Annotated in this window: 25 protein-coding genes; 3 read left to right on the forward strand and 22 right to left on the reverse strand. The window is 59.6% G+C overall.

Annotated elements, in window-relative coordinates; genetic code table 11:
* Positions 1-29: 29 nt before the first annotated feature.
* The 14 genes from ACMX25_RS31325 to ACMX25_RS31390 form a co-directional block, all read right to left on the reverse strand.
* Positions 30-1115: a ferritin family protein gene (locus tag ACMX25_RS31325; protein ID WP_414953793.1), complete on the reverse strand. Its 1086-nt coding sequence runs from the start codon at positions 1113-1115 to the stop codon at positions 30-32.
* 62 nt (positions 1116-1177) lie between these two features.
* On the reverse strand, positions 1178-2269 hold the full coding sequence (locus tag ACMX25_RS31330; protein ID WP_414953826.1) for an NADH:ubiquinone reductase (Na(+)-transporting) subunit F: 1092 nt from the start codon (positions 2267-2269) through the stop codon (positions 1178-1180).
* Positions 2270-2340: 71 nt separating this feature from the next.
* Positions 2341-4011, reverse strand: coding sequence for an aromatic/alkene/methane monooxygenase hydroxylase/oxygenase subunit alpha (locus ACMX25_RS31335; protein WP_414953794.1), 1671 nt, complete (start codon positions 4009-4011; stop codon positions 2341-2343).
* 571 nt (positions 4012-4582) lie between these two features.
* Positions 4583-4795, reverse strand: coding sequence for a hypothetical protein (locus tag ACMX25_RS31340; protein WP_414953795.1), 213 nt, complete (start codon positions 4793-4795; stop codon positions 4583-4585).
* Between the two features lie 40 nt (positions 4796-4835).
* The gene (locus tag ACMX25_RS31345) at positions 4836-5882 is read right to left on the reverse strand and encodes a WD40 repeat domain-containing protein (RefSeq protein ID WP_414953796.1); all 1047 of its coding nucleotides are present in this window, start codon (positions 5880-5882) and stop codon (positions 4836-4838) included.
* Positions 5883-5923: 41 nt separating this feature from the next.
* Positions 5924-6913, reverse strand: coding sequence for a CobW family GTP-binding protein (locus ACMX25_RS31350; protein WP_414953797.1), 990 nt, complete (start codon positions 6911-6913; stop codon positions 5924-5926).
* A complete protein-coding gene (locus tag ACMX25_RS31355; RefSeq protein ID WP_414953798.1) occupies positions 6910-7227 on the reverse strand; it encodes a hypothetical protein in 318 nt (105 codons plus the stop codon). The genes ACMX25_RS31350 and ACMX25_RS31355 overlap by 4 nt, the downstream gene beginning before the upstream one ends.
* A gap of 36 nt (positions 7228-7263) precedes the next feature.
* Positions 7264-8307 (reverse strand): NAD(P)-dependent alcohol dehydrogenase, encoded by a 1044-nt coding sequence (locus ACMX25_RS31360; RefSeq protein ID WP_414953799.1) that lies wholly within the window; start codon positions 8305-8307, stop codon positions 7264-7266.
* A 417-nt stretch (positions 8308-8724) separates the two neighbouring features.
* Positions 8725-10368 carry an FGGY-family carbohydrate kinase gene (locus ACMX25_RS31365; protein WP_414953800.1) on the reverse strand — a complete coding sequence of 548 codons (1644 nt, stop codon included), beginning with the start codon at positions 10366-10368 and terminating at the stop codon, positions 8725-8727.
* A gap of 105 nt (positions 10369-10473) precedes the next feature.
* Positions 10474-11202 (reverse strand): SDR family oxidoreductase, encoded by a 729-nt coding sequence (locus tag ACMX25_RS31370; protein ID WP_414953801.1) that lies wholly within the window; start codon positions 11200-11202, stop codon positions 10474-10476.
* Between the two features lie 25 nt (positions 11203-11227).
* A complete protein-coding gene (locus ACMX25_RS31375) occupies positions 11228-12511 on the reverse strand; it encodes a sugar ABC transporter permease (RefSeq protein WP_414953802.1) in 1284 nt (427 codons plus the stop codon).
* Between the two features lie 15 nt (positions 12512-12526).
* Positions 12527-13330: an ATP-binding cassette domain-containing protein gene (locus tag ACMX25_RS31380; protein ID WP_414953803.1), complete on the reverse strand. Its 804-nt coding sequence runs from the start codon at positions 13328-13330 to the stop codon at positions 12527-12529.
* 97 nt (positions 13331-13427) lie between these two features.
* The gene (locus tag ACMX25_RS31385) at positions 13428-14489 is read right to left on the reverse strand and encodes an ABC transporter substrate-binding protein (protein ID WP_414953804.1); all 1062 of its coding nucleotides are present in this window, start codon (positions 14487-14489) and stop codon (positions 13428-13430) included.
* 157 nt (positions 14490-14646) lie between these two features.
* Entirely contained in the window at positions 14647-15651 is a 1005-nt protein-coding gene (locus ACMX25_RS31390; protein WP_414953805.1) for an AraC family transcriptional regulator, read from the reverse strand.
* Between the two features lie 404 nt (positions 15652-16055).
* Between ACMX25_RS31390 and ACMX25_RS31395 the strand changes: the two genes are divergently transcribed.
* Complete coding sequence (locus ACMX25_RS31395) at positions 16056-16484, forward strand: PRC-barrel domain-containing protein (protein ID WP_414953806.1); 429 nt, start codon at positions 16056-16058, stop codon at positions 16482-16484.
* 129 nt (positions 16485-16613) lie between these two features.
* Here ACMX25_RS31395 and ACMX25_RS31400 read toward each other — a convergent pair whose 3' ends face one another.
* The 4 genes from ACMX25_RS31400 to ACMX25_RS31415 form a co-directional block, all read right to left on the reverse strand.
* A complete protein-coding gene (locus tag ACMX25_RS31400; RefSeq protein ID WP_414953807.1) occupies positions 16614-18062 on the reverse strand; it encodes an aspartate ammonia-lyase in 1449 nt (482 codons plus the stop codon).
* Entirely contained in the window at positions 18055-19050 is a 996-nt protein-coding gene (locus tag ACMX25_RS31405; protein WP_414953808.1) for a LysR family transcriptional regulator, read from the reverse strand. Before ACMX25_RS31405 ends, ACMX25_RS31400 begins: the two co-directional genes overlap by 8 nt.
* Positions 19051-19134: 84 nt before the next feature.
* Positions 19135-20538, reverse strand: coding sequence for an MFS transporter (locus ACMX25_RS31410; RefSeq protein WP_414953809.1), 1404 nt, complete (start codon positions 20536-20538; stop codon positions 19135-19137).
* A 171-nt stretch (positions 20539-20709) separates the two neighbouring features.
* The gene (locus tag ACMX25_RS31415) at positions 20710-21627 is read right to left on the reverse strand and encodes a LysR family transcriptional regulator (RefSeq protein WP_414953810.1); all 918 of its coding nucleotides are present in this window, start codon (positions 21625-21627) and stop codon (positions 20710-20712) included.
* Between the two features lie 130 nt (positions 21628-21757).
* On the opposite strand from ACMX25_RS31415, the gene ACMX25_RS31420 reads away from it, so the two are divergent.
* Complete coding sequence (locus ACMX25_RS31420; protein ID WP_414953811.1) at positions 21758-22462, forward strand: SDR family NAD(P)-dependent oxidoreductase; 705 nt, start codon at positions 21758-21760, stop codon at positions 22460-22462.
* Positions 22463-22551: 89 nt separating this feature from the next.
* On the opposite strand, the gene ACMX25_RS31425 is transcribed toward ACMX25_RS31420, so the two are convergent.
* A complete protein-coding gene (locus tag ACMX25_RS31425; protein ID WP_414953812.1) occupies positions 22552-23025 on the reverse strand; it encodes a VOC family protein in 474 nt (157 codons plus the stop codon).
* A gap of 365 nt (positions 23026-23390) precedes the next feature.
* Between ACMX25_RS31425 and ACMX25_RS31430 the strand changes: the two genes are divergently transcribed.
* The gene (locus ACMX25_RS31430; RefSeq protein ID WP_414953813.1) at positions 23391-23837 is read left to right on the forward strand and encodes an SRPBCC family protein; all 447 of its coding nucleotides are present in this window, start codon (positions 23391-23393) and stop codon (positions 23835-23837) included.
* Positions 23838-23893: 56 nt separating this feature from the next.
* On the opposite strand, the gene ACMX25_RS31435 is transcribed toward ACMX25_RS31430, so the two are convergent.
* From ACMX25_RS31435 to ACMX25_RS31445, 3 genes are all read right to left on the reverse strand, one after another.
* Positions 23894-24631, reverse strand: a complete 738-nt coding sequence (locus ACMX25_RS31435) for a TSUP family transporter (RefSeq protein ID WP_414953814.1) — start codon at positions 24629-24631, stop codon at positions 23894-23896.
* Positions 24632-24909: 278 nt separating this feature from the next.
* Positions 24910-25422 (reverse strand): hypothetical protein, encoded by a 513-nt coding sequence (locus ACMX25_RS31440; RefSeq protein WP_414953815.1) that lies wholly within the window; start codon positions 25420-25422, stop codon positions 24910-24912.
* Between the two features lie 141 nt (positions 25423-25563).
* Positions 25564-26109, reverse strand: a complete 546-nt coding sequence (locus ACMX25_RS31445) for a DUF1697 domain-containing protein (RefSeq protein WP_414953816.1) — start codon at positions 26107-26109, stop codon at positions 25564-25566.
* Positions 26110-26169 lie beyond the last annotated feature (60 nt).

Consider the following 26169-nt stretch of genomic DNA (forward strand, 5'->3'; position numbering starts at 1 on the left):
CAAATTGAAAGAAATTGCCAAGGGATGGTTCAGGCCCGGATTGTCAGCGGGAAATGAATGCCGATCTCCCGGGCAATCATTTCGGCTCGCTCGATCGAACTGTTCAAAGAGTCGTTGAACTGCACCACCTTGACATGCGGGATCGACCAGATCGGCTGCAGCCGCTTCGCTGCCTCAGACGCGAGGGCGCCGTGCTTTTCGAGCCATTCGCCGAACAACTTGCGGTTGGCGTCCCCATGCTTCGGGTCGTTCGCCAGCATGTGGAACAGCTCCACTGCATTGGCGAGGTTGCGCTCATAGTCGCCCTCGGCCGCGGAAACCACCGTAGGCGTCAGGAAGTCGTTCTGCGATGCGGCCATCTGCATGATGAAACCGCTGCGGAACAAGTCGGCCACCAGCGGCTCGAAGACCACGTTCACCGCGAAATACTTTTCAAGGAAGTCGGTCGCCCCGCCAATAGCCTCTATGGCCCGGCGCGTGTCTTGCCAGATCGGGTCCGTCAGCCAGTGAGCCTTGCCGGCGTCGAGGTCGAGATTCGGCGCGTCCAGTGCGATCTCACCCAGGTATAGCGTCAGGTCTTGTGCGAAGCGCAGCTTGTACGATGCGTTGGTGAGGATGGCGCTGTTGATCATCTGCGTCACGCCATAACGCTGCGCGTGCATGGTCGCCGTACCCAGGCCGAACTCTGCATGCTTGTAAGCGCCAAGATGTTGCTCAAGCAACTTGAGCCAGGTCTTGTCGAAGCGTTTCACCGCGCCCGAGCGCCGGGCATTGCCAATCGCGCTGCTGATCATGCCGATGATGGTGGACTGGCGCTGATAGTGGGTACGCTCCCACTCCTCATCGACTGCGCGGAACTTGTGCCAGTCCGTACACTTGGCCGCGGTCCACGTTTCCGAATAGGTCGGCGTGCCATCGGCGAACGAGATGATCCAGTCCTGCAGCAGGTAGCGCTTCGGATCCGGCTGGACGTCGACCGTCATGTCCTCGTAGTGGGACGCCTTGCGGCCCTTCGGCTCGAAGTAGTTGTACTTGCGGCTGTCCCAGCCAGCGAACTGGGCCGCGCCGGCCGCGCCTGATGCCAGCGGTGCCGGTTGCTCTATCGTGGTGCTCATGTCGCTCCTCCTTCGTCCTTCATTTATCGGAACTTCGGGTCTGCAACCGGCTGGGGCGCCGGTTAGCGGACGGCCTGGGTGAACTTGTCGAAATAAAGCCGCTCGGGCGAAACACCGGCCATTTGCAGCACAGGCATGACCGCGTCGATCATCGGCGTCGGGCCACACGTATAGGCATCGATCTCGCCCGCAAGCCCTTCCTCGCGCAAGGTCCGTGCGAGCACCTCGTGAATGAAGCCGGTCTCGCCGGTCCAGTCATCGCCTGCTTCAGCATGCGAAAGCGCGGGGATAAAGCGAAAGTCGGATAGCTTCTCCGTGAGCGCGGCGAAGTCGTCGATATAGAACAAGTCGCGACGGGTACGGGCACCGTAGAAGAATCGCACCGGCCTTTGCTCGCCGCTCTGGACCAGATCGTTGAGGATCGACCACAGGGGAGACATGCCGGAACCACCGCCCACCAGCACCATGGGCCCCGGCTGTTCTTCCCGCCGGAAGCAGGTGCCGTACGGTCCTTTCGCCACCAGCCGGTCGCCCGGCTTGAGGCCGTCATCGAGCTGGGAAGAGAACGCGCCATTGGGGTACTTCTTGATGATGAACGCGAGACTTGTCTGACCGCCTGGCTCGCTGGGTACGCTTGCCATGGAGAAAGACCGCGTGATGTCCAGCCCCGGAATAGTCAGGTCAACGTACTGACCGGCCCAGAACCGCAGCGGCTGGTCCAGTTCCACCTCGAGCAGCCTGATGTCGTGCGTCAGCGCGCTGATCTTTGTCAGCGTCGCCCCGAATTCCTTCACCGCGATTGAGCGGCGCATCAGGTCTTCGTCGTAGTTCAGCAGTTCCACCGTCAGGTCACTGAACGCGAGCGTCCTGCACAACAAGATGTGATTCGTCTCACGTTCATAGTCAGGCAGCGCGAAGGTTGAGTACTTCTTCAACTCGACGTCGCCTTCGATCAGCAGGGACTTGCAACTGCTGCATTGTCCTTCCTTGCATCCGTGCATCACCGAGATGCCTTGACGAAACGCGGCATCGAGCACGGTCTCGCCCTCGGCGACCTCCATCTCGACGCCAACAGGCTCGAATCGCACTATATGAACGGTCTGGTAGTCGACTGTCTCCGGCATGGCTTCCCTCTTCCATTGCACATCGGTCATGCTGCTCATCGTTTCCCCCTGATCCGTCCGGAAGCGGTCGTTACCAGCCACTCCCGGACGGCATCGCTTCGTCAGTTCACCGGATTGATCTTGAAACCGGCTCGATATTCAGCGATGTGCTTCTCGCGCTGCTCCGGCGTCATCCCCCGCAGGAGGACGATCGGGCTCTGGATGACGTGCCCGCGAACATGGTCGAGGGTCCACATGTTCCTGTCGTCGAACTGGAGATGTGGTTGCGGCACCAGGGTCTTGCCGTCGCTGCGTACAAAACCGAGATCCTTGATGCAATCGGCAAGATCCCATCCGTGGTAGCACTCTTCCCATTCGCGACGTCCGCTGAAGCGTCCCATGGCCGGCGTCGGCCGCCCTTCGTATTCCGAGGCGAACGCTACCTTGTGGGTCCAGTGGCACAACTCCGAGCAATATGTGAACAACTGACCATCGACTTCATCGACGACAAAGTCTTCGCGGATCAGGCACGGCACGAGGCAGCTCCAGCAACGGTGCGGGTACACATAGCCGTTTTCCTGGTCGAACAGCATGTTCGTCTCGCCGGGAATGCTCTTCTTCGCGTACCACTTCCAGTAGTCGCCGAATTCGGCGTACCAGCCCGGGTACTTATGCTCGAACCACTCGAAGTCCTTTTCTGTCTGCGCTTCAATACGCCAGAAGTTGACCGGCCAGCCTACCGAGAAGAACTGGGCGACCTTGTGGACGTAATTCTTCTTGACCAGCCGATCCCACGCCGCCCCAACGTCATCGTGGTGAATCTTGATGCCGTATTTTTCGAGCGGCAGCATGTAGGTACGGTAGTAATCCTCATAGATCCACCGGTGCCACAACTCCGCATACGACTCCTTGTTTTTATCCCGATCCGTGGTGCCGTACTCGATGAACGTGCCGATGGCCGCATCCACAATGGCATGGTTCTGCCAGAAGGCGTAACGAAGATCGCGCTCGAGCAACAGGTGATTGTCCGGATCGTTGATGACCGACATCACCAGCGAATGGCCATTGCCAATGTGGCGGCTTTCGTCGGACTGCACGGAGAGGAACACCGTCGGCAATGCATAGTCGCCGTTACGCGCAGCCTCCGAAGGCATGGCGACAAACAGCGTGTTGGTGAACGCCGTTTCTGCGACCACTTGCAGGAACACGTTCGCCGCCGTGACTGCGTCACCCGTCAGGAACCCTTCGGCAAACTGACGGCCGATCGTGGTTGCATAGCACTTGCCGAATGCCGCCTCGGTGATATCGAACCCGGCCGGATCGATATAGTTCTCCATGTACCATTTCTTGAGGTTCATCTGGATAGTCGAGTGCCGGAACTCGTCGACCATCTGCATGGTGAAACCCGTGCGTAGCTCTTCTCCGGGCGCGAGTCTGCCGAGCATCGCCATTGAACGCGCCGCCGAAATTTCCGGGAAGGGGATGATCGCCAGGAACAGCTTCATCCACTCGACCCAGCGCGGCTGCACGTTGCGGAACATGTCACCGCGCAACGCGGCATCAAGTGCGCCGTAGACGCGGTTATCCTTTTCCTCCTGCATCGGAAAATAGGAGCGCAGCACCTGTTTCATCGGGTCGCGCGGCGCCTTGCTGATCTTGTAGTCGGTCGGGAAGGTCATCGCCTCCTGAACGTAACTGGGCGTCCAGCCGAGGTCGGCAACGCGGCGTGCCGCTTCACCGATACTGATCCCGCGCTGGGACGTGATCTTGTTGAGGGTTAATCCGTCAGACATTGAGCTCTCCTTTTCCATTTCACGATTCACCGTCGTATTCAGCGGTTTATTTCACCGTTGTACGGCGGCGCTACGGGCAGGGCCGGTTGATGCCACGGCCAGAGTCAACAATCAACAACACAGGCCGGCGGTCACGGTCGCGAACAAATCATTGGTTCGGGAGTGCTGAACAGACGGCGTTCCCGGTCCAGTCTTCACGATCCATGCCTCCTGTCGTTTTTGTGTACTTCGGTTTTTGTGTACTTCGGATCATCGACACGTGGGTCTCGATCTGTACTTCTAGAGCGATTAGCATGCCAACGAGGCTCTAAGGCCGCCTCATAAGGCTGTGCGATATTTGGCGTTGTGTGAGCGGGACGCGGGCAGCTCATTCTGTTTTGTTATGCGACATTCGCTTTCAGCGGATCTGTCCGATATTGGGACGATCATGGTTACCGTGCGTTGCAATTCAGAGGACGTTGGAGGCCACCCGGCGGCAACTTGAAATCGTCCGCTCAATCAGGATGCCAAAATATTTAATCCGGACTCCGGCCTTGCAGCATCCCCTTCTGATCAACTCAGCACAAACCGCTTACAGCCCCACGCCTCCACGTTTCTCGCCCGTATAGATCACGCTCTGGGGAGAGGCATCAACGTCGCCATTCGGTTTCTTCTCGGCGATAAAACGTGCGGCGAGCACCAGAGCGCCCATCGCGAAGTCCTTGCCGTAAGCCGCGGTCATTTCGTCGCCAATCGCTCCCAGGCGCTCGAAGAACTGGTCCTTCGTAAGCTGTTCATTGCTCATGGTTGTCTCCTTCTTTATGTAGTGGATGTTGTCTGTCCCGTCATCGCGGGCTTGCGAAATGAAACAGCGCCTCGGGCAACGATACGAGGCCAATCGCGCCGGCTTCAGTGCCCATCGCGAGCCTTCCGCCGTCGGGCGACCAGGCGATGGCACTCACAGGGCTGCCATCAGCGCCCTTGACGAACAGCGAATCACTGCCGCCCGACTGGCACAGCAGTACCGCGCCATTGTGATAACCAACGGCAATCAGTGGATGCGTGGGATGACAAGCAACCTCAGTGACCGGCGTCTTGCCCGTAATGCCACATTCCTTGGGTTGAGAATCCCCGCCGGGAGGATCGAATCGCCAGCACACCGCGCGCGGACCGCCGCTCGTGACCAGCACCCGGCCATCTGCCGAAAACGATAACGACCTGGGTTGCCCGGGATAACCGCCCATCTCGATGTCGCCGCCGTCCGGCAGGCGCCACCCGTGCAGGGCATTCTCTTCCATGCCGCTCACGATATAACGGCCGTCGCGACTCCATGCCACGCTGCGGTGATAGCCGGGCCATGCGAGCAAGCGGGGAACATGGGTGTCGACGGGCCATAGCGTGACGCCGCCGTGATGGGCGATCGCCAACTGGTCGCCGGAGGCATTAAAGCCGAGTGCGGTTGCCGAACCCATTAACGCCAGACTAGCGGGTTTCGCGCCCAGCCAGTGCACCCGGCGGCCAGTCGTATAGGCACGGCCGGTCCTGCTTGTTGCCACGAGATCGATCCACTCACCAGCGGCATCGACGAGCACATTGCTCGTACCATCCGCCTTCAGATGGACGAGACGCCCGTCATCTCCGCCGCTGAGAAAACCGCCTTCAGGATCCGCGGCAAGCGCGAGGCAAGTGCCGTCATGCACGCTGAAGCGGGCGACCGGCGCCGGCGGTTCGCGCGGCTGCACGAACTCGACGCCACCGCCCTCGCGGGGCTTGAGCGCCGGACCGCCGGGCCATTCCCCGGCCGCGAGCGCCACCGTGCCGTCACCCAGCGCAAATCCCACATTGCGACCGGGAAAGTCCCACGCTAGCGCGACAACGGGGGCCTCCGTCATCCAATAGGCTCCGAGCAACTCGATCAGAGGCGGCGGCGCATTCATGAGTCGGTCTGGCAATGGCCGATACTTTCCCGCAAGCCAAGCCGGTCAAGATTGCGGCCGATAAACACCAGCCTGCTATCGCGTACTTCATCCCGCCGCCACGGCCGGTCGAAGTCCGTATCCATGGTCATATGCACGCCCTGGAACACGAAACGACGCTCCGATCCCGACAGGTCGACAATCCCTTTGGCCCGTAGCAGATCCTGCCCTTGCTCGACCACCAGTTGCTGCAACCACGAAAGAAAACGGCTGCGTTCCAGCGGTTTCTCAACACGCAGCGACACGCAATCTATGCCATGACTATGCCGGCCGGGACCAACGGATATATGGCGGAAGGGCCGCTCGTCTGCATCGTCGTAAGAGTTTGAAAGATGCAGGCGCTTGAGATCGAACGCGCCCCGATCAAGCAGCGAAGCCAGCGGCACCGCGCAGCGGACGCTGTGCAGCAACTCCGCAGTGGGGTTGATGCCTCGGATAGCCGTCTCTACCGAAACCAGGCCGTTCGCATCGACGAGATCAGTTTTGTTCAGGAGTACGATGTCTGCCTGTGCCAGTTGCTCCGCGGCCTCACGGCTGTCGGCCAGACATGCCTGGAGGTGCAGCGCGTCGGTTACGCAAATCACGCTGTCGAGCCGCGTGCGCTGGCGAATGGCATCGTCAATAAAGAATGTCTGGACCACGGGCGCCGGGTCCGCCAGCCCTGACATCTCGATCAGGATGCCGTCGAAACCGCCCTTGCGCTTGATCAGTCCGGACACTACGCGGATCAGGTCGCCGCGCACTTTACAGCATACGCAGCCGTTATTTAACTCGATCACCTCATCTTCGGCGCTCACCACCAGCGCACCGTCGATGCCGAGCTCGCCGTATTCATTGACGATCACCGCATAGCGCCGGCCATGCTGCTCACTCAGGATGCGATTGAGCAGCGTGGTTTTGCCTGCGCCGAGAAACCCGGTAAGCACAGTGACCGGAATTCGATTCATTGCCACTCCCCGGGTTTCTTGTTGGGCTCTGCCGTGTCGAAATTCGCGAGCTCGTTTTCAAGCCAGTCGCGCTCGGCTTCAATGGCCAGCAATTCGTTTTGTGATGCGTCCAGCCGCGCTCGCAGTTGCACGATGTCCCGCGTCCGGTCGGGCGTTACGCCTTCGCGCTTCTCGCACGCCAGCGCACATGCCAACTCGATCTCCGCGCCGGCACAGCGATTTTCGCCCCGCAAATACCGGGAATTCACCTCGGTCAATGCAATGACCAGGCGAACGCGTTCAGGAATCGGCAATGAATTTTGCTGCGGCGTCACGGCGCCCTCCCTAGTCCGGTTAAATTACGTCGCTCACTAGGGAATCAGCACCGCGCGGCCCCTGATCTTGCCGTGATGCAAGTCCTTGAGCGCCTGGTTCGCATCGCTCAAGCGATATTCCTTCGTCGCCAGATGCACCAGTCCGCGATCAGCCAGCGCCATCAACTCGACCAGCTCCGGATAAGTGCCGACCAGGTTGCCGACGATTGTTTTCTCGCTGGTGATCATGTCGATGGTCGGCAATTCGATCTTCCCGCCATATCCGACGATGTAATAGAACCCGCCGTTACGCGTCATGGCGAGCCCCTTGGCGATCGCGTCACCTTCACCGACGAAATCGATGACCGCCTCCGCGCCGTTGCCGCCGGTCATCGCGAGCACGCTCTCCACTTCGTCGCCACCGCCCTTGACCGTATGGTCCGCGCCGCATTCCTTCGCCAGACTCAGCGCGGTGTCCGAGCGGTCGACCACGATGATTTCCGCAGCGCACAAGGCCTTCAGCACCTGGATGCCGATGTGTCCCAAGCCGCCGGCGCCGATCACGACCGCAAACTGGCCGGGCAGCAAATGGCGAGAGGCCTTCTTGGCAGCGCGGTACGCGGTCAATCCGGCATCGGTATAAGGCGCGACGTCCTTGGGCGCCAGCGACTTCGGCAGCTTGATCAGAGAACGCTCACCCGTCAGGAGATATTCGGCGTATCCGCCATTGGCGTTGATGCCCGGGAAACTACTGTCGGTTGCATGCATGTCGTCGCCGCGCCGGCATGCCAGGCAGTGACCGCTAGTCACGAGCGGATGGCAGATCACCGCGTCGCCCACCTTGACGCTCTCCACGGCGGAGCCCACCGCTTCGACCCAGCCCGCGTTTTCGTGGCCCATGATGTAGGGCAACGCCACGTCAACCTTGCTGCGCCAAATGCCTTCGACCACGTGCAGGTCGGTACGGCAAACACCCGCGCCGCCAATCCGCACGATCACGTCAGTGGCCTTTCCGATCTTCGGATCAGCAACATCCTCGTAACGCACGAACTCGTCACGGCTCAATGATTCATCGTATTCATGCAGCACTGCAGCTTTCACGTTTCGTCTCCTTTTAAAGGCTTGACCGCTTGCATGGGAACTTGCCGGCCCTGGACGCTGCAGGCAGGCTTGCCGGTTCTTCCTACGCGTTTTTTTATCGCTTACGTTATCGCTGACCGTTATGCAATCTCCATGCCGATGACACGGACTTCCCATAAACAGAGGCTTGGCGCCTACAGGCAAAAGGAATCTGCTGCGTGGACAGCCAGCGTGGTGAGCGTGAGGAATTCGACCACTGTCGCAGAATCGGACGCTTGGTCTGGCGGCGGCTAAAGAACCTGTCGCGAAATGAGACAGATGCGCTGAGCGAGGATGCCAGCGTCTTACCGTTGGCATTCTCGCGAGGGCTTAAGTGTGATGGATTAGAACGCTGCGTCAGTAGGCAGTTTGTGTCGACTGCTAACCTTCGCGCCGCTTTTAGCGGATCTCTCTGGCAATGCTCTGCAACTGCTTGAACGCTTGATACCGTGCTTCGTGCAGTGCCGCAATATCGCCTATAGCCGGCTCGTAGGTCTTGCTGATATGCGACATCCGGGTCATCGCCGAGCGCACGTTATCGAACAAGCCGCCAGCCACGCCGCCTAGCATCGCGGCGCCTAGCAAAACCGGCTCTTCCGCTTGCGTGGCCAGCACGGGCTTTCCGGTCGCGTCCGCGAGCAATTGCCGGACGAGATCGAGCCGTCCTGCGCCGCCGCTGATGACCACTCGCTCGATCGGAGCGCCCGCTACGGTCTGCGCTTCGATGATCTGACGAAGGCCGTATCCAATACTGCAAATGCCGGCGATATAAAACGCGACCAGACTGTCCAGGTCGCTCTCCATCCCAAGGCCCGCGATCACGGCGCGTGCGTGAGGGTCGGCGAACGGCGCACGGTTTCCCAGGAACTCCGGGACGACATGCAAGCCCTTCGCCAGCAACACGGCTTCCGACAAACTATCGGCAGCCTGCTCCGCGAGCGTAGCGAGCATCACCGGCAAGGACTGACCCGCCTGCTCAGCTTGTTGCCGGGCATCGGGCGTCGCGGGGTGCATCGAAAGAAGATGTTCGATCGCGGCGCCCGCCACCGATTGACCGCCTTCGTTAAGCCATGCATCCGGCACCATCGCCGAGAAATAGGGACCCCATACGCCGGGTACGAAGACCGGGCTGCGAGTCGTGGTCATCGTGCACGAAGAGGTGCCGAAGACATAGCCAAGGTTGGCTTCGGACTTACCGTCAGCGCCCACTGTGCCGATCCCGCCGGCGTGGGCATCGATCACGCCTGTTGCAACCGGCGTTCCGACTCGGAGGCCGAGTTCCGCGGCGGCATTCGCGGTTAGCCCGCCTCCCAACGGCGTTCCCGGATCGACAACACTCTGGCCGATGCGAGCAAAGGCTTCGTCCGCCAGCACGCCCAGGCCAACGCTACGGAAGTAACTTTCGTCCCAGCGCCGTTCGTGCGCGAGGTAGGTCCATTTGCAGGTCACCGTGCAGGTGGATCGGGACAGGTCCCCGGTCGCGCGCCACGTCAGGAAGTCGGTCAGGTCGAAAAATTGCCATGCCGCAGCAAAGACGCTCGGCCTGTTCTCAAGGAGCCACAGCAGCTTGGGTGTCTCCATTTCCGGCGATATCTTGCCGCCAACAAATTTCAGCACCTCATGTCCTGTCGCGTTGATGCGCTCTGCCTGCGCCACGGCCCTGTGATCCATCCACACGACGATGTCGCGCTCAGCTTGCTCGGAGGGACCCACGGCCAGGGGCTGGCCGCCCTCGCCCAGCACGACGAGCGAACAGGTGGCGTCGAAGCCGATGCCGGCGACTTGATCCGCTGACACCGCGGCTTGCGACAGCGCATCCTTCACGGCATCGCAGACGGCATTCCAGATCTCGCCGCTCGATTGCTCGACGATGGAACCACTCGCCTGATACAGGGTGATGTCACGCTTGGCCGTGGCCATCATGTGGCCGGCAAGGTCGAAGATTCCGGCCCGGGCGCTGCCGGTGCCGACGTCCACGCCAACGACATATTTCGCATCGCGCGTGCTGTCTGTCGCTTTGGCGGTCGGGTTTTCTGCTGTCATGGCTCACTGCCTGCTAGATGCTTGTTATGGGGGCGTCCAAGGTGGATGGCGAGCCGCATCGCACACAAACCGGGCTCGCCTCTTTTGCGCGTCCTTCAACGCGTTTCAGAGATCAACGCTGTTTGGAAGGATCACGAGATCGCGGATAGTCACGTTGCGCGGCCGCGTCAACATGAAGAGTACCGCGTCGGCGACCTCCTTGGGCTGCATCAGGCTGCCCGAGGCAAGCGCCTCGTCCATCTTCGCCTTCGGCCAATCGTCGAGCAGCGCCGTGACAACCGGGCCGGGAGCCACCGCGCCTACCCGCACACCATGCTTGGAAAGCTGACGCCGAATCGTATGGACAAATGCCTGCACCGCGAATTTGGAGGCGGTGTAGATCGGCTCCCACACAACCGGGACAATCCCGGCGATAGAGCTTGTGAAGATGATGTCGCCCGATTTCTGCGCGACCATGTGCGGCAGCACGGCGTGGACCGATCGGAACGCAGCGTTGATATTGAGGTTCAACATGCGATCCCACTCGTCCGGATTTCCGTCGATCACTTCACCACCAACGTACGCGCCGGCGTTGGCATGGAAGACATCGAGGCCGCCGGCAAGATCGAGGATCTTCGGCAGCATTCCGGAAACCTCCGACGGCTGCAGCAGATCCACGACCAGCGGGAACGCGTTCGGCCCCAGTTCCGCGCACAGTTGCGCGAGCCTGTCTCCGGCGCGGTCGACCAGCACCACCTTCGCCCCTTCCGCGATCAGCGTGCGCGCGCACTCCAGTCCGATACCCGACGCCGCTCCCGTGATGGCGGCAACCTTTCCCTTCATCATGTCAGTCATTTACTGCTCTCCAAGTTTGCGGATTTTACGCACGGCCATGCGAGACGCGAGACTGCCGGGCAAGCGAGTCGACGATCACCGCAATCGCCAGCACCGCGCCGGTGATCATGAAGCGCAGCGAGGACGACAGATTAAGCAGCGTCAGGCCGCTTGCGATCGACTGGATCACGATAATGCCCAGCACTGCTGAATAGGCGCTGCCGCGGCCGCCGAAAAGACTCGTACCGCCAATCACCGCTGCTGCAATGGCGTTGAGGTTCACGTCGCCACTGCCGGCCTGCTGGCTGGCCGAGGCGAGCCGTGCCGCGGTCAGCACGCCGCCAAGCGCGGCGAAACTGGCACACAGCACGAAGGCGCTCATATAGATGCCGCTGACATTGATGCCGGCCCGCCTCGCGGCCTCGTGATTGCCGCCGACTGCGTTCATCGACCGGCCCCATCGTGTCCTCTTGAGCGCGTAGTCCATCGCCACCGCGAGGCCGAGGAAGACGCCAAACATAAGCGGCACGCCTCGTCCCTGGTTAAGGTACACGACCACAGCCTCAAGCAAAACGGTAAGCGCCACGCTGCGCACGAGCAGGCTGCCCACCGAGGGTGCAGAGAGGTTGGACGCGCGGCGGCGCTCACGGGTACGTAATCCAAGCAGCATCATCACGACGCCAGGCGCCAGCGCGAGAAGGTACGAAATGGCGGCGGGGATGATGATGAGTTGCCCGAGATTCACCAGCGCGGAGTCGTAGGGCAGGTTGATCGATCCGGTGGCGCCCAGCACGTATAACTGCATGCCGAGGATCGCGAGCAGCCCTGCCAGCGTTGCGACGAAACTCGGCATGCCGAGCCGGTTCAGCAGCACCGCGTAGATAGCGCCAACGAACGCGCCCACCGCGATGGCCGCGACAATGGCCAACAGCACGGGCCAGCCATGATTGACCCAGAGCATGCCTACGAGCGCCGAAGCGAAACCGCTCATCGAACCCACCGAGAGGTCGATCTGCCCCACCATCAACACGCAGACAATACCCAGTGAAATCACGCCGACTGTCGAGCAGTCGAACAGCAAATTCACGAGGTTGTTAGCGGAGAGAAATACCGGGTTCAGGCTCGTGAACACGGTCCAGATAATGACGAGGCCCGCGATGACGGGCAGCGACCCCAGATCGCCCGAGCGCACCCGTTCGACGAAGGCGGAAACGGCGCCGCCGACCCCGGTCGCGTGTTTGACGCGGACATCGCTGCGGTCGAGGAGCGTGGCCGGCTTAGGCGCGTCTTGCGTTTCACGCGGCGGAGTGCCTTGCATTTCGTTGCTCATGATCGTTCCTTGGGTCTAGACGCTCTGTTCGGCTTGACGACGGCCGGCGCGGCGCGACACGGCGTTCTCGGTGGCGCCGGTAATCGCGGCCACCAGCTCTTGGTTCGAGGAGTCGGGATAGAAAACGCCGTTATTACGGCCAAGCCGCAGCACCACGATCCGGTCGGCCACGGCGCGCACGTCTTCCATGTTGTGACTGATCATGATGACGGCGTGGCCGCGGTCACGCACCCGCTCAATCAGGTTCAGCACCTCGGCGGTCTGGGCTACGCCAAGCGCTGCCGTTGGCTCGTCGAGCATGATCAGCTTTGGATCGAGCAACAGCGAACGTGCGATCGCCACCGTCTGACGCTGCCCGCCCGATAGCGACGCAACCACGTCGCGCACGCTCGGAATGCGGGCCGATAACTCGTTCAGCAGCGTCCACGCCTTCACCTCCATGGCGACCTCGTCGAGACGCATCGGGTTCAGTTCGCGTCCGAGGTAAATATTCGCGACGACATCGAGGTTCTCGCAGAGCGCGAGGTCCTGAAACACCGTGGCAATGCCGAGATCGAGCGCCGCGCCCGGATTGGACAGCGTGACCTCCTTGCCGCCGAACGTGATCGTACCGGCGCTCGGTTGATGTACACCGGCAAGCACCTTGACGAGTGTCGATTTCCCGGCGCCGTTGTCGCCTACGAGGGCGACCACCTCGCCCGCATGCACGTCGAGCTCGATGTCCGTCAGGGCCGAGACCGCTCCGAAGTGCTTCGAGACGCTGCGCAGACTGAGCACCAGCTCACCGCGCCTGGATCGTGTTGTGGAGTCGTCAGTCATGGGACGGATACCTCATTAAGAGTAGAGGGACCCGGCACGAGCCGGATCCCGCCCGGCGTCGCGCCGGATCAGTTTGCGCAGTTCAGTTCAAGACAGCTCAGTTCGTGATGCCAAGCTTCTTGCAGCCGTCGGCATAACGGTCGGTGCACAGGTCCTTGGCGCTCGCGAAGCCCTTGTCGACGACCTCCGCCTTGATGTTTTTCGACGTGATGACCGCGGGCTTGAAGAGCTGGGACGGCGTGTTAAAGAGCGTGGTTTCGCCCTTCGGGGTTTGGCCGGACAGGAAGCCGACAGCCACCTTCGCCGCCGCAGCCGCCACGATCTCGCTCGGCTTCAGAATGGTGTTGTACTCATCGCCTGCAATGATCAGTTGCAGTCCAGCAAGCGTCGCGTCGTTACCAGTCACCGGCGGCACCGGATTCACGCCTGCTGCCTTGAAAGCCGCGACGGCGCCGCCTCCCGTGCCATCGTTCGCAGCGACAACACCCACGATCTGCGAGCCGAAGCGGGTGATCTGGCCGCTAACCCACTGCTGGGCCTTGGGCGGCGCCCAGTCCGGCGTGTCGTATTCAGCCAGCGTCTTGTAACCGCTGCCCGCCAGGCCGGCATGGATGCCCTTCTTGATCAGTCCCGCCGCCGCGTCGGTCGGCGAACCATTGACCTCGAGCACGCCGCCTTTAGATGTCGGTACGCCCGTGTCTTTCAGGTGCTGGACGAGCGACTCGGCGATCGACTTGCCAATGCCTTCATTGTCGAAGGATACGTAGTAGTTGGCCGGCGTCGATGGCACAGGCCGGTCATAGGCAATAACCTTGATCCCCTGACCCTGTGCCATATGAACCAACGATGCGGCAGCCGTGGAATCCACCGGGTCAAGGACAATTACCTTCGCGCCTTGCGCGATCACCGAGTTGAATTGCTGCTGCTGCGTCGCGACGTCGGCATTGGCGTTCTGGTAGAGCACCTTGCAGTCGGGACAGAGCTTCGCCATCTCGGCCTTGAAACCGGGGAAGTCATGCTGTTCGTAGCGTGTCGATGCCTGGTCGGGCATCAGGAAGGCGACCGTGCCACTGGGCGCGGCCAACGCGGCGGTGCCTATAAAGCTGAGGCCAAGGCTCAGCACGCCGGCGCCGATCAGTTGGTTCGAAAGTCTGGTCATCGAATGTCTCCGTTTTTTTAAAAATGACGGCGCAGATGCTGCCGTGCCTGGAACTTGCTGCGGTGTTGCTGCGGTCTTGCTGGGGAATTCAGTTACTCCGTAGTACAAATTAGTTTCTCTTTGTTTTTGCCAACACCCTCACCCGCAAAAACATGCGCTAACCAAGCTCTTCCAGAGCCTCCGCCGCGTCCGATGATTCAGTCGCGCTCGCCGCGTTAAGCTGCTGATACGCGCGCCATTTCGACGGCGACATGTCCTTCAGCAACAGGAACTGACGGTTAAAATTCGAGAGATTATTAAAGCCGACCTGATAACAGATATCGGTAATAGTCAGTTCACCCGACATCAACAACTGGCATGCAAGGTTGATGCGCAACCGGTTCACGTATTGCACGAACGGCACGCCGGTATGGCGGCGGAAATATCGCGAAAAAGCGCTGGCGCTTTGTCCCGCGAGTTCGGCCAGTTCGGTCTCGCGCAACTCTTGCGACAGGTTCTTGCCAATGTAGGAAAGCACGTGATTGATGCGCGTCTCGGCATAGCGCGCCGGGTCCGCACGATACGCGGCACTGGCGAGCTTGGTTTGTTCTGCGCTGTGCACGAGCAAGTCAAGCAACTCGATGAACAGCGTGATGCGCCGCATGCCTTGCGCGCCCAGCATCTCGCGCATGATGGGTTCGGCGGCCGCGCCTGTTTTCGGTGTGAACAGCACACCCCAGCGCGATGCATCGAGTAAGGACTCCACGCACTTGAGTTCCGGAAACACCTTGATGGCGTTAGCGACGACCTCGGCGTCGAATTGGAGGATGAGACAGCGCTCATCCACGCGCTCGCCCGGCGACACATTGCTGACCCAGTTGTGCGGCAGATTCGTGCCTGTCATGACCAGATTGCCGGGCGCGAAGTTGCCGATGTAATCGCCTACAAAGTATTTTCCCGTCGTCGATGTAACGACCTGGATTTCGTATTCGGGATGAAAGTGCCAGCGCACCGTTCGATACGGATAACCGTGCGACCAGACCTTGAACGACTCGTCGCGCGGCACGGCGACCAGTTCCAGATCCGGCTGGACAATGTTGGCGCGCCGGGCGTCCGTACGAGCGGCGCGGCAATCACCGCACGTTCCGCATTGACACGCCGCAGCACTCGCAATGGTGTCCATCTGTCTTCCTCCTGACCCGCTATTTTTTGGGGCGGTTCGCATAGACCACATTGCGCCACGCCATGTGTGCAAGTTAGCCCTGTCACGACTATTTCACCACTGAAATTGAAACCGAAAACTGATACTAATTTGCATTCGGGTAAGTCCGTAGTGGCTCAAGAGTCAACTTTTGTGCAACGCAGCAGCTTTAGGGGCGGATCAAGCGATCTCTGCTGAAGGTGCGCTTGGATGCCTGCAACAGGCGCTCATTGCCGCGCTGAATAAGGCATCCGAGCGCAAAGGAGCGCAAGGTCGGCAAGCGTCGGACCGGTTAGCAATGGGGTTAACAGCGCCAAAGGAAGAAACGTTCCAGGCAGGCCCAGAAATTGCACATACCGCTGACCCTAATGATATGAGAACTCGATATGAAAATTTGGCAAAGCCTGACGGTTGCAACCCTGATTGGCGCGGCAAGCATGGGTGCGCAAGCACAAGTGGCCGGCACCCAGCCGCTGTCCGTGACGGTTCAACAGTCGCAAGCATTGCTGCAGGGCTGGAGCGCCAAGAAGAGCATTCTTGGGAAATCGGTCTACAACGATAAGAACGAGAAGATCGGCTCCATCATCGACCTGGTCATTTCGCCGGATACGACAGTCTCGGCAGCCGTCATCGGAACTGGCGGCTTCCTGGGTGTCGCCACGCATGACGTCGCCGTTCCCATTGCGTCGCTCGACATCCGCAATGGCAACTTCTATCTGGCAGGCGCAACGAAGGAAGCACTGAAGGACACACCGGAGTTCCAGTACAGCAAGGTACAAACGCCGCCGAAGCCACGGAAAATTCAGGCTCAGTAAAGCTGGCGACAAAGGGTGCACTTAGTCTTATTGCGAGCCCCCCGCCAGCCTTGGATAAAAAAACCGCGCTTAGCAACTAGCGCGGTTTTTTTCTTGGGCGTAGCGACGACCATTACCAGCAAAGTTTGCTTACGCGCCAAAGACCGGATACGAGGCCTCATGAATGGCCGCCAGCGTATCGTCTTTGGCCAGCAGCCCGGACTCGTCCAGTATGCTGCGCAGCGGGCGACCTTCCGCGACGGACTGGCGAGCCAGTTTGCTCACGCGAGCGTATCCAAGCTTGGGCACGAGCGCGGTTGCCATGGCCATCGAATCCATCAGGTGCTGCTCGTTTCGCGCGACATCGGCTGTAATACCCGCTACGCACTTCTGCGCGAATCGTTGGATGCCGTTGGTCAGCAGCATGATGCTGTCGAACACGCGAGACGCCACGACGGGCTCGAAGTGATTGATCTCGAGTTGCCCATACTGAACCGCCTGAGCGACCGCAACGTCATTCCCGATAACAGCGAAACTCAACTGGATCATGGCCATTGGCAAGACCGGATTGACCTTGCCCGGCATGATGGACGAGCCCGCTTGAGCCTCAGGAAGATGCAGTTCCCCAAGGCCCCCTACCGGGCCGGATGACAGCACGGTCAGATCCGACGCGACCTTCGCGAGAGACGCGGCGCAGGTGCGCAGTTCGGCTGAAACGCGAGAAAACACGTCCATATTCTGCATCGCGTCGAAGGGATTCAACGGCGCCGTATAGTCCACGCCAGTGATGCTGGACAGATGCCGATAGACAGCCGATCGATATCCTGCCGGTGCGCCAAACCCCGTGCCGATCGCAGTACCGCCAAGCGGAAGCGTGCGGAGTTTGTCGCGTACGGCCGCGAGTTCTTCCGCCAGACGCCGCGTAAGCGATGCGTAGCCGCCGAAGACTTGTCCCAGCCGCATCGGCTGCGCATCTTGCAGACAGGTTCGGCCGAGATGGAGGATGTCGGCAAATTCCGTTGCCTTGGTGTCGAAGTGCGCAGCAAGCTGCACTATCTCCGCGATGAGCGGCTCAAGCATCGCGTGCGTTGCTATCTTCAGCGCCGCCGGATAAACGTCATTTGTCGATTGCGAACGATTGACGTGGTCATTGGGGTGGATAACATCGTATGACCCGGACGGTTGTCCCAGATGCTGCTGCGCCCGATTGGCGATGACCTCGTTGAAATTCATATTCGTCGACGTACCGCCGGACCCTTCCAGCAGATCAACGATAAGCGAATCATCGAACTGCCCCGCTATGACGTCCCGACACGCGAGCATGATCGCTTCGCACTGCTGGGTAGTCAGCACGTCATTGTCACGATTCGCCAACGCGGCGGCCCACTTGCATTGTGCAAACGCGTCCCGGAACTGTGGATAGTGCGCGATGCCGAGCGGCGAGACGCTGAGATTTTCAACGCCCCTTACCGTGTTGACGCCATACAGCTTGTCGCCGGGTATGGTGACTTCGCCAACGTAGTCGCGTTCGGTCCGTGAATCGTTTCGTGATTCGGTTTGTGATTCGGTTTGTGATTCGTTATAGACAAGCTTATTCATGTGAGTTCCTTTCAACATTGCTTTCACCAACAACAATCAGTTCTTCAATCCCGCTGCCCAACGCTTTCAGCCTGGGCAGGAAAAACGTTTCGATCACCTCGCGTGCCGTCTCGCACGCGTCCTCGAAAAACGCGCTGTATTCGTCACGACGCGCGACCAGGTAAAGCGACCGCTCGAGTCCCAGGTTGTCCACCACATGAGTTACCACCTGACTCGCATGCGCTGCGCCCTGCAGCAGGCACATTGGCGAGGTCACTGCCCATCCGATCCCTTCAGCGACCATCGACGTCAGCGCATCGGCGTTATCGAGTTCCAGACGGATCGGCATGCGCAGTTCGATCCGGCGCAGGTATCGCTCGATCTGCATGCCAACCTGCGAGGTCCGGTTGAAACGTACGATCGGCAGCGAGTTTGCCAGCGCCCGAACATCGTCGACGGTCCGCACGGACATGTGCGCGTCCCTTGGCGTGATGACAAGATATCGCTCTGAAAAGAGCCGGTATCGCACTACGTCGTTGGCATCCATCAGCGCGTCGCTCGTGACGACAAGATCCAGATCCCGGCGTAACAATGCCTCGCCCTGTTGCGGACTCAATCCAGTGAGTATGGACAGCCTTGAAACCTTCCCCAGCAGGCGCTTGGTGAAGACCGACCCGCATGTCGCCGCAAACGAGTCGACCAGCCCAATACGCAGGTCCGGCTTGATCCCTTGCCCTGCTTCAACGACCTGTGCCTTCAGGTTCGCGATTTCCTCACTCAATATCGCACCGCGGTTTCGCAGCGCGATGCCGAAGGGCGTCAGCGCCAGCGGGCGAGTGGTTCGATTGACGAGCACGACGCCGAGTTCTTCCTCGAGTTGCCGGATGATCTGGGAGACACCCGATTGAGAAATGCCCATCCGCGCCGCCGCCCCGGACATGCTGCCCTCTTCCGCGACGGCAACGAAGACTTGTACCGCGTGCATATCGATTGGCTTGTTCAGCGACATGATGGGCCCGGTTAAATGTTGTCCTTGCATGACACCGCAGGATAAGTCATCTGGCGCGTCGCTTCTTCGGAGCATCAAGGGTAGTCACTTCCTGTTGCCGTCTGAAAAAGCCGCAAGCGCGGCGCCCTGCTCGTCGCCCATTGCAGATTCTCTTTCATTGCCTTGCCCGGACCTCATGTCCGACAGATTTTCGGTGCCCGTTTCGGGCGCAAATATGTGGCAAAAGACACCCCCGAACACTAATACGCCGACGCATACACCGAGTGCCGAATGAATGCCCACGTGCTGCATCGCTAACGGAAGAAGGAACGTGCTGATGGCCGAACCAAACCGGCTGGAAGCAACCGCTAGCCCAACCCCTGATGCGCGCAGGTCAGTCGGAAAGAGTTCGGGCGGATACACGAACTCAAGATTCGCGGCGGCTGAAAGAATGCAGGCGAAGAGACCAAACGCGATCATGGTTCCTATCGGCCCGAATCCCGCGTAAGCAAGGATCGCCAGGGCGACCGCTGCGAGGTAGAACGTGCCAATGAGGAAGGCGCGACGCGACAGCTTGTCGACGATCAGAAGACCGACGATCGCTCCCGCGAAGAGCAAGACGTTATAAATCAGCCCTCCTACGAAGTTGTCCTTGACCTGCAAGGCCTGGAGCACCTTTGGGGAGAACGTGCCCAGCGCGAAATACGGCACGACCTGACAGGTGTAGAACACACAACCAACCAGCGTGTTCTTGCGCCAGCGCGGTGAGAACAATTGCGACCACGCGCCGCGTCGTTGCTGAGACGCTGCTGACGAAGACACGCGTGACGAGTCAGGAAAGATGACTTCAGGCCCGAATTTGCGACGAATGATTGCAAGCGCCTCGTCGCGCCGCCCGCGTTTCATCAACCACATAGGCGACTCGGGCACACCCAGGCGGAACGGAAGAATGAGGAGTGCCGGGATCCCGCTTGCGGCCAGCATGATTCGCCATGCGTCGGGGCCAATGTCACGGATGACAAAGCCGATAAGGTAGGCGCCGACGTAGCCCGCAGCCCATGCGGCGGCAAGTACGCTAAGCAAGCGGCCGCGGTAACGGCGTGGCGAAAACTCGGTCACGAGCGATTTGCTTACTACGTAGTCCGCACCAAGAATCAAACCCAGCAGCAGGCGCAGGACCAACAGCTGGGCCGGCGAAGTCACGAAATATTGCGCTGCCGAGATGATGGCGAACAACAACATGTCGAAGGCGAAGATGGTGCGTCGGCCGTACTTGTCCGCAATCGGACCGGCGAACATGCTCCCGAGAAACAGGCCCGCGAGGGACGCAGCGCCAAGCAACCCCATCCAGAGCGGAGTCAAATGAAGCGACACGGATGCCATGCTCACCGCAATGCCGATGATCCCCAGCACGAAGCCATCGCTGAACTGGCCACCGGTGCCGCTGAACGCAACGCGCAGATGGAAGCGGCGTAGAGGGAGATCCTCCAGCAATATCTGTTTGCTCACTTTTGTCTCCTGAAACCTTTGTTATCGCGGCGCGGTTCGTCGCCTTGAAAACAAGTGTACGGAGTCAAATTCAAGAAAACAGCATGTCTGGCGGCAGTATCAAGAAAGCTAATACTCTGTCACGCGGCGGCTGAAGTCGAGCGCGCGCATTGCCTTATGCCCTCCATTGCATCACAAAGGCAAACGCTCACGGCATACAGCCAGCGTCAGTTGTCGAAGCCATCGGTGGACAGGATCGACCTCTAACCGCGGATGCCACATCTGCGATACCGTAATCTCTTCGGTCGCAATGGGAAGCTCGAAGGCGGACGTGAGCAACCTTTGCTGTTCGGGCTGCTTGCTTACCTGAGACGCAGGCACGAGCGCGATCAGGTCGGAGGCTCGCGCTACAGCGAGCGCGGCGGGAAAACTCGGAACCACGGCGACGATCATTCGCTCGAACCCTAAAGCCGCTAGCGCTTCATCAACCGGTCCAGTTGTTCGACCGCGTCGTGAAGCGACGACATGACCGAAGGCGATGTACCGTTCGACTGTCACCTCACGCTCCATCGCGAGCGGATGACCCTGCCTGACAACGCCGATAAACCGATCGCGGAATAACGCTTGCACACGAACTTCCGGCCCCATGTCGCTCAATACACCGATCTCAAGATCAGCGGAGCCATCGCGCAAATATGCCGCTGTCTTCTCGGGCTTGGGAGCAAAACGCAAACGCACGAGCGGCGCAACCGCGGTCGCCGCCGCGATCAGGGCGGCACCGAAAGCCTCCACGAAACCGTCGCTCGCGCGAATGGTGAAGGTCCGCTGCAACGTTGAAAAATCCGGTTCCGTTGTTGAGGGACGAAGTACGGCACGTGCTTCATGAACCGCATTCTGAGTGCGTTGACGCAGTGCCTCTGCATGGGGAGTCAATACCATGCCGCGCCCCGCTCGAACTAATAACGGGTCACCGGTCACCTCGCGAAGCCGGGTCAAGGTTCGGCTCATTGCCGAGGCACTCAATCCCAGCCGACGCGCGGCACCGACCACGCTGCCATCGGTGAGCAATGCATCGAGCGCGATGAGTAGATTCAGATCGGGTTCTGTCATGCCTCATCGTAGCATCATCAACTTGAGACATGGCGTCTGCTGCACGTTATAAATGCAACTGCTGCGCCTTCCGCCATGTATCTCTGATCGCTATATTCGATGTTTCGACTCATGACTTAAGGAACGATCAATGCAAGACACATCTCCGAAGAAAACTGTCCTCCTCGTTGGCGCATCCCGGGGTCTCGGATTCGCGATGGTCGAGGAATATCTGAAGCGCGGCTGGCAAGTCATCGCCACTGGCCGCGAGGGTTCAATGGACAAGCTGCGCCAACTCTCGGCAAGCAGCCAGGGTGCGCTGGAAGTTGAAACAGTCGATATCACGATTCCTGAGCAGGTCACCGCGTTGCATAGCCGCCTTAAGGATCGACGACTGGATTTACTCTTCGTGAACGCGGGCGTCAAAAACAATGATGGTGAAACGATCGCCGATGTCTCGACCGAGGAATTCGTACGCGTGATGGTGACGAACGCGTTGAGTCCGATGAGGGCGATAGAGGCGTTTCAGGATCTCGTGCAGCCGGCCGGAACGATCGGCTTGATGTCATCCGGGCAAGGCAGCCTGACTAACAATACTAACGGCAACTATGAGGTCTACCGGGGCAGTAAGGCTGCGCTCAACATGTTCATGCGTAGCTTCGCTGCACGTCACCCGGACGGCGCGAGAACCTTGTTACTGATGGCGCCTGGATGGGTGCGAACAGACATGGGCGGTCCTGAGGGGCGTCTGAGTATCGAGGAAAGTATCCCGAACTTGCTGAACACGATGGAGGCTTACGAAGGGCGCTCCGGGCTGCATTACCTGGACTACCTGGGACGCGTCGTTCCCTGGTGAGCGCGGCCGAAAATTACACGTTACGGCATCCTCTGGTTGCTGAGGCTCGGATGCTAGCGGCTCCGCTCACCCTATTTCAGATCCCCTCGTTAATCGCCGGTTCCGGCATAAGCGGCTCTCAGCGTGGCGGCATCGAACTTCACCATTTTCATCATGGCTTCTGCAACGCGCGTGGCCCTTACCGGATCAGGATCCGACATCATCGGGATGAGATCGGAGGGAATGATCTGCCACGACACCCCGAAGCGATCTTTCAGCCAGCCGCATGCCTCAGGCGAGCCGCCGCCCTTGAGAAGGGCGTTCCAATAGCGGTCGAGTTCTTCCTGATCGTCACAGTTGACCACTAGAGACATCGAGTGGTTAAACGCGTCGCCTCCCCCAGAACTCATGGCGAAAAAAGGCTGCCCGAAGAGCACGAATTCGACAAGCTTCGTTGAACCGGCACTCGTCACCGCAGTGACCCGGACGACACGCGAGTCCGGGAAAATATCTGCATAGAAAGCAGAGGCCTCCTCAGCTTCCTCGGCATACCAGAGAAACGGCGTGATCTTTTGAATCGTCATGGCAAAGCTCCTGTCAGTGTCTGATTGAACGGGCATGAATGGGCAGGCAAATCGCATGCTGCTATCGAGGCGACGAACGAAGACCGTCCAATTCGACACGGCAGGGAAAAAAGATTCATTTTTTTACCAGGCCGATGCGTTGCGATGCGAAGCGATGCGGTGTCACCCCGGATATCGCGGATCGTATCCGTGAACGCCGAAGTGGCGCTCACCGTACTAGAAGGACACATCGGGTGCGAATGGAATTTATCGATGCCCAGGGGTTTTTACCGACCTTGATTCATGTCGATACGGACGCCGCCGAATCGTCGTAGGGTTATGCCCCACTTCTTCACTCCACTTCTCCACCGAAAGGCATTCACACCATGACTACTGGAACCGTCCGTCTGCACCGCGTCTTGCGCGCGACTCCCGAACGCATCTATCGGGCCTTTCTCGAAGTCGATGCAATAGAGAAGTGGCTTCCTCCTTACGGGTTCACCTGTCAGGTCCACCACCTGGATGCCCGCGTAGGCGGCACACACAAGATGTCCTTCCGCAACTTCACCACCGGCAACAGCCACTCGTTCGGCGGCGAGTACGCTGAGTTGGTGCCGTTCGAGAAGATCCGCTATTCGGACCGATTCGACAACTCAAGCCTGCCCGGCCAGATCGACGTCACTGTTTCATTGCGGCAAGTGTCCTGCGGCACCGAGCTCAACATCGTCCAGGAGGGCATACCCGAAGTCATTCCCGTGGAGATGTGCTACCTCGGCTGGCAGGAGTCGCTTCTCCAACTGGCAAAGCTGGTCGAGCCCGATATCCCGGATTGATAAAGTGACGGATTGAGGACGCTTGGGCGCCTGCATCGCCATGAGCCTCTGCAACCTTACAAAATGCCCGACTTCCAGATCATCTGACACGCCGCGGCAAGTACAAAAAGCAGCACCAACATGCGGAATGCGCCCGGCGGCAGTTTGTCGCGAAGCGGCCGCACAAGCAGGATGCCGATAATCACAGGAACACTTGCCGCCGTCGAAATAGCAATATCGCTAAGACTCGTATGAGCGCCTCCGCTGAACGTAAGGATCAGGGTGAGGATGGATACAACAAGGATGATTGCGATCTGTTTCGTAAATGCCCTGCCTGTTGCGCCTGTCGCGATCAGGTACATCGCAAGCAAAGGGCCGGGAACCGACGCAATGCTTTCCATCACGGCCGCGCCAAATCCGAACACAAGGCCCGCGGGCTTGGCCGAGCGAGGCGATAGCGTGAGCTTAGGCGCCGCGAGCAACAACAGCGCGGCAAGCATCAGCAAACAACCGGCCGCGGCTTGCGCGCGATGCGGTGCGAGTGAAATCAAGACCGTTACGCCGACGATATTTCCCAGGACGGTACCAATCAGCGGAGTCGCAATACGGCGAACCGTCGGCAGCATTTCACCGCCTTCCAGTGCTTGCGGGATATTGCCGAGAATGATGGGCATTGAAAGAAGCAGTACTGCCTGCTTGATCGGCAAGAACTGACTCAATATGGGCATGGCGACAAGCGGCACGCCGATACTGACAATCCCTTTGACCATGCCGCCAAGCACGAGTGCGACAACGACCCCGAGCACTTCGGGCATAGTGAGCGCATGAAGGCTAGCGCCGAGAACGCCGTCAGTGAAATTGATTTGAGCCGCCGTGTGAATGAAAGATGTCGCGTGAGAAGTGCCGCAGCCGCCCTGCAATATGCAGCGACCCCATTTTATGGCTTAGCGTTTTGAAGCGCCGTTATTTTAGCGCGGCTGCGTGGATGCATCGCCTAAGTGGTTCGGCTCACTGGTTGCGCAAACGTTAGCGCGATCGTTGCCTCGCTGACGCCGAAACCATGCCGGCATGCGCTCGCTTGTTTCTTTGCGCTCTAGCTGGAAAATCCCGTCGGCGGCCGCGGTCGAAAGCCCGCAATCACGGCGTTGGCATCCGCGAAAAACACGTCCGGGAAAACCGTTGAGATTTGTGTGAGCGCAGTGCGAGCCGCCGTTAGCATCAGCGACAACTGCTGGTCCGACGCCGACTCACCGAACAGCAAGCGCTGCACGAGTGCAACGCCGCCGCCTCTTGCAAAGACGCGCAAAACGTAGCCAAGGGAGGAATTGGTCAGCATCTCGGCGCCGTAGGTGTCGGCAAGCGCCGTGAGGATAGCGAGTTCCACCTTGTTCGGCCGACGAGGCACACGACGCTCTCCCAGACCCGACCCGCTTGCTGGCATATTGCCGCTCGACGATGACGAGAGTTGCGAGTCAATCGGGCTCGCTGCATCGAGTGCTTGCACCCCCGACTTTAGCCCAGCCCTGAATGCTGAAATGGCGGCATCCATACGAAGCACGAGACGAGCGGTCTCCTGGCTGGCTTGATCGGGCGTAGGTTTGGACATGGGGGGACTCAAGTCGATGATGCTCAACTCTACACCGGAAATGCATATCCCATTCCACCGCGTGAGCGAGCTTTCTCAGAGCCGGATCTAGCTCCCATTGTTGCGGACAAATGAGCATGAACCCGGCAACCCTGTAAGCGCTTAGGCATGCTTTTGCACGAGGCGAACAATGGTGTTCCAACTGCGTGTGGTAACAGGAACGCCTAGGCGCTTTTCGAGAAATGCGTTCGGACTTCCTGTCGAATTTCCGACCTTGATACTGACACTAAATGCCTCGGAATCAGTCAATTGAAGCACCTTTACGTCGCGACGTCCGGACTCAAGGGGTAGCTGTGCAACGGACAAGCCATCTGTTGCATGAAGGAAGGACGCACAACAGGCGTGGACGCTACCGGGATCGATTTCCACGAAGGGCTCCAGAGCGATGAGCTGAGTCAGGTACTCGATGGTGCGCATGAAGCCCGGCTCTTCAAGCCCACACGTCCCATGAAGAATCTCGCAAGCATCATTGAACACCCTAAGCGCTTGTCTGCCAGAGCCTGTTGTGAAAACCATCGTGCCATTGGTCAGGAACGAAGACGCTGACGCTGCGCCGGCGGCCACGAACGCTTCTTCGAACTGGACCTTGGTCGGGCAATTCGGTCGTCCGAGATTCAAGTTACGAAAGAAGGCGACGTGTTTATTCACTTTGTCTAAACGACGCGAGAAGAGAGCGAAAACAATTTTGATCGAACTTGGACGTTGCTC

The sequence above is a fragment of the Caballeronia eucalypticola genome (assembly GCF_047608185.1).
GTDB lineage: Bacteria > Pseudomonadota > Gammaproteobacteria > Burkholderiales > Burkholderiaceae > Caballeronia.